The sequence below is a fragment of the Novosphingobium resinovorum genome (genome assembly GCF_027922145.1).
GTDB lineage: Bacteria > Pseudomonadota > Alphaproteobacteria > Sphingomonadales > Sphingomonadaceae > Novosphingobium > Novosphingobium resinovorum.
The window spans coordinates 1-6180 of the sequence record NZ_BSFC01000028.1; the positions used below are offsets into that span (position 1 = coordinate 1).

Genomic DNA, 6180 nt, shown 5'->3' on the forward strand with positions numbered 1-6180 from the left:
GGACGCAATCTACCCGTCGCCGAAACGAACATCGCATTGTTCACGGCCGACCAGCTATCGACCCACGCCTCATGATCCGCCTTCCACTTTTGCAAAAGCGCGACCGGGAAATCGTTCGGGGCCTTATCTATCCTCGTATGGCATGTGGGGCAGAGAAGAATTAGGTTTTCATAAGAATTGTCCCCACCGACGCCATCGCCGCGAGGCCCTTCGGCTTGTCGCGCAACAATGTGGGCCATCTCGCCTGTCAGATAGCTTTCGCCATCCTCGCTGATTTCAGCCACTCGTTCGCGACAAGCAGGGTTGCTGCAATGGCCTCCAGCCATACCCCAAAGTGATTTTATGTCCTTCTCCGCTATCGGCACGGAACCCTCAAATAGCCGCTTGATAAATAGTCGCATTAAATGCGGTGTGCGATTTTTGGATGCAACAGGGACCGAAAAAGAAATCACCAGAAGCAAAGAAAGCCGCTGGCACTGGAAGCACAGCCATGACGATTGGTTCAGTGACCGCTTACGGGATTGGTGTTGCGGCCGGTAAGCGTCCGTAAGGGGCGCAAGCGTATATCAGTGCCCCTTTCATGTAATGCCCTGAGTCCGAGGCCGAAGCCTCCTCGGGGGCCAGTGCCGAATTGAGGAGAGGGGGAAGGGGCAGGCGAGCAACCCGAAAGGAGCCGCCCCATGTCCAACGTCGTGAAACTGCCGGGACCGCCAGCGCCGCCGCGCTGCGCGGTTCCTATCGGCCAAACCGTCTATGGCGCCCTCGAACTGGATCTCGACCGCGTCCTTGCGGGACGCATGCTTGTCCAGGGCGGGTCCGGTGCCGGCAAGAGCCAGACCATGCGCCGCATCGTCGAAGAGGCTTTCGACTACGTTCAGACCATGATCGTCGATCCCGAAGGCGAGTTCGGCAATCTCGCCGCGCACATCGGCGCGACGACGCTCAAGGCAGCTGAAATCGCGGCCGATGGCCTGACCGCCGCCGCAACGCGCGCGCGTCACCATCGTATCGCCCTTCATCTCGATCTCACCGACCTCGACCCCGAACAACGGATCATCAAGGCATCGGCCTTCTTCGCCGGTCTCGTCGGTGCTCCGCGCGAGGACTGGAAGCACACGGTTCTCGTCGCGATCGACGAAGGACACCTGCTTGCCCCCCATCAAGCCGGTTCCGCCCGCGATGCGGAAACCCGCCGTCTCGGCGTCGCCACGCTCACTGACTTGTGCGCCCGAGGCCGCAAACGCGGGATCGCGCCCATCATCGCGACCCAGCGCCTTGCCAAGCTCTCCAGCTCCGTCGTCTCCGAGCTTCAGAACTTCCTCATCGGCATCAATGTCTTCGACCGCGACATCATCCGCGCCGCCGACATTCTGGGCTTCAGCCGCAGCGAAGCCGAAAAGCTGCGTACCTTACGCGCCGGCGAGTTCTACGCCTTCGGCCCCGCGCTCACCCGCACCCCGATCATGGCCAAGATCGACCAGACCATCACCGAGCATCTCGGCGCCACCCCTCAGCTGCATGGCGCGGCCGACCTCGACCACTCCGAGGCTCAGAAACTCCTCGACCTCGAGCATCTTCGCGAAGCGCCCAGCCAGCGCGACGACAGCCTGAAGTCTCGCGGCAGCCGCGCCCTCGATGCCTTCCTGCTCGATCCTATCGCACCCACGGCCACGGCAATCTGCCTGGCGCTGAAAGGGATTTCGCCCAACGCCACGACGGCCAACGAACTGGCCAAGCACCTCGGCATCTCGCGCGAGGCCGTGGATCAGGCGCTGGACGTCCTCTCCGCGCTTTCGGCGGTGGATACCATGCCCCGGGCCGATGATCGCATGGCGCGCCTCCATACGCGGCTGCGCGCCCGTCTCAGTGATGTGCACCTGGTGGGTCTGTCATGACCGACGACACCGCACCCATCATCGTCGAGCTTGTTTCAATCGCGGACCCGTTACCGAAGGCATCTGCGCCGCTGGGGGAGATGCAGTACCGATCCGACAGCTGGACCCCGCAGGAGGTTCGCACCCTGCGCCGGCTGTTCAACGATGACACCCCGATGCCGGAAATCGCCGAGGCCCTGGGACGCGGCCTGCATGGTGTCAGGGACAAGGTCTGCACCCTTGGCCTGCGCCGCCATTCGACACGGCCCTGGAACGAGCTTGAAGACCACGAACTGATCCAGACTTATGGACAGGAGCCTGCAGCCACGATTGCCGCGCGGTTCGGCCGCTCATGTGGCGCGGTCTATGCCCGTGCCGCGATCCTTGGCCTCAGCGAAGCGGCAGCACCGGCATGGACGCCATGGGAAGATGCGCAGCTGCGCGCCGGCTTTGCCGCCGACATTCCGACAGCGCAGGTCGCCCTGATAATCGGCAGACCCCATTCGGGTGTCTATAGCCGTGCCGGCAAGCTGGGCATCAGGCATGCCAGCACCCCCAGGGGATGGACAAACGCCGAGATCGAACGCGCCATCGAACTTGTTGAAGCCGGACACAGCTACGCCGAGATCGGCACGATCCTTGGCACGGAAGGCTTCCCGGCCCGGACCAAGCCGTCGCTTCAGGGACTGATGAAGCGAACCGGGCAGGGCAAGGGTTGGGGCCGCGCCTGGATGCCCGAGGAAGATGAACTGCTCATCAAAGCCTATCGCGACAACGCCAGCCTGACGCCTCTTCGCAATCGTCTGGGTCGATCGCTCTTCTCGATCCGCTGGCGAGCGGAATATCTGAACCTTCGCGGCACCCATGCCCGGTCCAAAGGCTTCCGCCTTGGTCCTGACTGGTCCGAGGCCGACGAAGCTCGGCTTCGCCGCGACTACGGCAAGATCCCGACGCCTGAACTTGCCTGCCAGATGGGCCGGACGCGCGCGGCCATCTTCACCCGCGCGAATATCCTCGGCCTTGCCCATGAAGGGCGTCAGCGCTGGACGAGCGACCATCTGGCCGCCCTGCGGATCGCGCATGAGCATGGCATCAGCCTCACAGACCTTGCCGCGGCCCTCGGCCGTGAAGTCGATGCTCTTCACAAATATGCCGCAAAACAGGGCCTCGCATTCGGCCGTCGCCCCCGCAGGCCAGTGCCTCCGACACTCGCTGACATCCTGAATCTGCCCGAGGCCGCGAAAGGGAAGGGGGAGGGGTGAAGGCGAAGGCAAGGATTTTCCGCGCCAGCAGGAGATGCAGCATGTGCCCCAAAACTCAGCCGACTGCCGCCCCGAACGCCAACGAAGGCATCAAACTCGTCCTCTGGTCCGACGGAACCTGGTGCTGGCATGACGACTTCCGCGAGGAAGACTGGACCTTCATGTCCGACGATTACGAAGTGATCGACATGGGGGACATGCCGCGCGTCGAACGGTTTGCCCGCGAGGATGCGCAGCTTTGCGATGATGTTCTCGAAGAACTGCGCTGAGAGCGGGAACGTGGGAGGCCGCGTCCCGGGCTATCTCCTGCCGCCTCGGGCCCCGAACGTCCTCGCCTACGGCGTCGGTGTCGATTCCACCGCACTTCTGGTCGAACTGGAAGCGCGCGGCGAAAAGCCCGACCTTGTCATCACCGCCGATACGGGCGTCGAGAAACCGGCCACTTACGAGTACCTCGACGTCATCCGGCCATGGATGGCCGCACGAGGCATCCCGTTCGAAATCGTGCGCTATCAACCGCGCCGCTTCAAACACTGGCCGCCTTACTACTCTCTGCTCGAAATGGCGCTCACGAACGCTACGCTGCCCAGCAAATCGCTCGGCGGTTCAAGCTGTTCGCTGAAATATAAGAAATCTCCACAGGACGCCTTCCTGAAGACATGGCAGCCGGCGGTCGACGCATGGGCGAGGGACCAGAAAGTGACGCGGCTGATCGGCTTCGATGCCGGCAAGCGCGACACGCTGCGCTACACCCACGCGGTCAAGATTGACGATCCGCTCTACGACTATCGCTACCCGCTGCGCGAATGGGGCATGGACCGCGAAGCCTGCGAACGGCGGATCGCCGCCGCTGGCCTCCCGGTTCCGCCTAAATCGAGCTGCTGGTTCTGCATCGGAATGACCCCGCCAGAGGTTCGAGACCTGCCGGTATGGTGCCTTCGCCTGATCGTTCTTGTCGAAGCCCGCGCCGCGCCCCGGCTGCACACGGTCGAAGGTCTCTGGCGCAAATCCACGCGAGCGAGGCCGGGGCGAATGACGGATTTCATCCGCCACGAACGGCTTTTGCCCGCCGAGGACATCGACCAGATCATCAGCGAAGCCCCGCTCGACCTGATCCGATTTCAGGACGTCGCCGCATCGATCCCCGTCAACGAGCGCCCGACCATGCGCAGCTGGATCGAGCGCTTCAACGCTGCGGTGCCCGCATCGCAGCGTCCCCGTCTCGCCGCCTGACCCACAGGAGAATTGCCATGTCCCTCGCAACTGCCACCGCCGGCATGTCCGAACGGGAAATCATCGCCCGTCTCAACGATCGCTGCCGCCATGGCCTCGATCGCAACGGACGGATCGTCATTACCCGCACCTGCCTTGGCACCTTCGCCAAGAACACCATGGCCGAGCTTGTCGCCCAAGCCGAGATCCTCGCCGAAGTCCGCAAGTTCACATATCCCAACGACGACAGGACCGAGCGGGAGCGTGGCCAGATCGAATACCGGGGAACAACCGTCTATTTCCAGATCGACGCCTACGACGCCGATCTGAAATGGGGTTCGCCTGACCCCACTGATGCCAGCGTCACGCGCCGCGTCATGACAATCATGGTGCGCGAAGATCTATAGCTTTCACTACCCACGGGCCGCATATTGTCAGCCAGAGTTGACAACACGGGGCCTGTCAACTAGGGTTATCAGATGATCGAGATGATCCAGTCTAACACCTTCAACCAATGGTTGGCTGGTTTGCGCGATTCAAATGCGAAAGCCCGGATACAAGTCCGTCTGCGTCGATTGAGCCTTGGAAATGCAGGCGATGTTAAACCCGTAGGGGACGGAATATCCGAACTTCGTATCGATTATGGGCCGGGCTATCGCGTGTATTATATGAAGCGCGGGCCAATCCTAATTGTCCTGCTTTGTGGTGGTGACAAGAGCAGTCAGGCTCGCGACATAGCGCAGGCCAAATCAATTGCGGCCGCATGGAAGGAATGAAACCATGGACGTGACTTTTAGCCGTTACGATCCCGCCGACTTCCTCAAGACTGAAGAGGACATTGCGGCATATCTGCAAGCCGCTGCGGAAGATGGCGATACCGCTTTGATCGCAGCAGCTCTTGGGGACGTGGTACGTGCTCGCAATATTAGCAAGCTGTCCCGCGATACCGGGCTTAGTCGGGAGGGTATCTACAAGGCCCTGTCGGGTGAAGGAAATCCGAGTTTCGCGACTATCGGCAAGATTGCCGGCGCGTTGGGGCTGCGCATCAGTTTCCAACCCAACCAAACGGCGATCTAATCCGAGAGGCGGTGCCGGGCGGTCGCGTTTACCCGGCACCTGCCAGCGCCTCTAACACCAATACGGTCTTGTTCAAGTCGCCGGGCTGTTGCTGCGACAAATCGTCATAATCCTAACGGACTTCTACAGATCGATATTGCGCCGCTCGATTTCATCGAGAACGGCCTGTTCAAAATCGGTCAGGTTTTCACCGTCTTCGACTTTGTCCCAGGCATCGACCAACTCTTTGTCGGTCATCTGTTCGGGCTCCATCATCCGCGCTCCTTCGATACTGGAAGCGCGATGATCTCACGCGCCAGCCTTGCGGGCAACACCCCGAAACGGCGGCGCGATAATAACAATTATGTTAAATATCATGTACTTAGAGCGGCAATTGTTCTAGGGTCATACCCGCTGCCGGTCAACCTTGACTTGACGATGCGGGCTGCAATTCAACCAGTCCCGAGGAGAAGCCAATGCGTGAGCAATCTCGCAACGATGAAGATTTGGGCATCCGATATCTGCGGATGGCGCTCGAGTACGGCCGCGCAACACGGGCGTTGCTGGACGCAAGCCAGTGTGAAGCCCCCTTCTGGCACTGTGGAGGCCACGCCTTGGAGCTATCGTTGAAGTCGCTGTTGAAAAAGCACGGCTTCGACGAGATGGATCTGATGCAGTTCATCAACCATGACCTTTACAGGGCCGAGCGATCCGGGACTGTCAGGAATTCCGTGTGTGGGCGGGCGGTTGAACATTACGCTGCCATGGCCTTGATG

10 protein-coding genes are annotated in these 6180 nt (G+C 61.2%); 8 read left to right on the plus strand and 2 right to left on the minus strand.

Annotated elements, in window-relative coordinates; genetic code table 11:
• A partial coding sequence (locus PKE80_RS17880) for an HNH endonuclease (protein WP_271183643.1) occupies positions 1-284 on the minus strand: 284 nt, incomplete at its 3' end.
• 396 nt (positions 285-680) lie between these two features.
• On the opposite strand from PKE80_RS17880, the gene PKE80_RS17885 reads away from it, so the two are divergent.
• From PKE80_RS17885 to PKE80_RS17915, 7 genes are all read left to right on the plus strand, one after another.
• On the plus strand, positions 681-1895 hold the full coding sequence (locus PKE80_RS17885) for a type IV secretory system conjugative DNA transfer family protein (protein ID WP_133085183.1): 1215 nt from the start codon (positions 681-683) through the stop codon (positions 1893-1895).
• Positions 1892-3136, plus strand: a complete 1245-nt coding sequence (locus tag PKE80_RS17890; protein WP_271183644.1) for a hypothetical protein — start codon at positions 1892-1894, stop codon at positions 3134-3136. Before PKE80_RS17885 ends, PKE80_RS17890 begins: the two co-directional genes overlap by 4 nt.
• Positions 3137-3177: 41 nt before the next feature.
• A complete protein-coding gene (locus tag PKE80_RS17895) occupies positions 3178-3405 on the plus strand; it encodes a hypothetical protein (protein WP_008832689.1) in 228 nt (75 codons plus the stop codon).
• Complete coding sequence (locus PKE80_RS17900; protein WP_271183648.1) at positions 3380-4369, plus strand: adenine nucleotide alpha hydrolase family protein; 990 nt, start codon at positions 3380-3382, stop codon at positions 4367-4369. Before PKE80_RS17895 ends, PKE80_RS17900 begins: the two co-directional genes overlap by 26 nt.
• Before the next feature lie 17 nt (positions 4370-4386).
• Entirely contained in the window at positions 4387-4755 is a 369-nt protein-coding gene (locus tag PKE80_RS17905) for a DUF3768 domain-containing protein (RefSeq protein WP_271183645.1), read from the plus strand.
• Between the two features lie 72 nt (positions 4756-4827).
• The gene (locus PKE80_RS17910; RefSeq protein ID WP_008832692.1) at positions 4828-5124 is read left to right on the plus strand and encodes a type II toxin-antitoxin system RelE/ParE family toxin; all 297 of its coding nucleotides are present in this window, start codon (positions 4828-4830) and stop codon (positions 5122-5124) included.
• A gap of 4 nt (positions 5125-5128) precedes the next feature.
• Positions 5129-5425 (plus strand): addiction module antidote protein, encoded by a 297-nt coding sequence (locus tag PKE80_RS17915; protein ID WP_069710292.1) that lies wholly within the window; start codon positions 5129-5131, stop codon positions 5423-5425.
• Positions 5426-5548: 123 nt separating this feature from the next.
• Here PKE80_RS17915 and PKE80_RS17920 read toward each other — a convergent pair whose 3' ends face one another.
• Complete coding sequence (locus PKE80_RS17920) at positions 5549-5677, minus strand: hypothetical protein (protein ID WP_271183646.1); 129 nt, start codon at positions 5675-5677, stop codon at positions 5549-5551.
• A 203-nt stretch (positions 5678-5880) separates the two neighbouring features.
• On the opposite strand from PKE80_RS17920, the gene PKE80_RS17925 reads away from it, so the two are divergent.
• A partial coding sequence (locus PKE80_RS17925; protein WP_271183647.1) for a hypothetical protein occupies positions 5881-6180 on the plus strand: 300 nt, incomplete at its 3' end.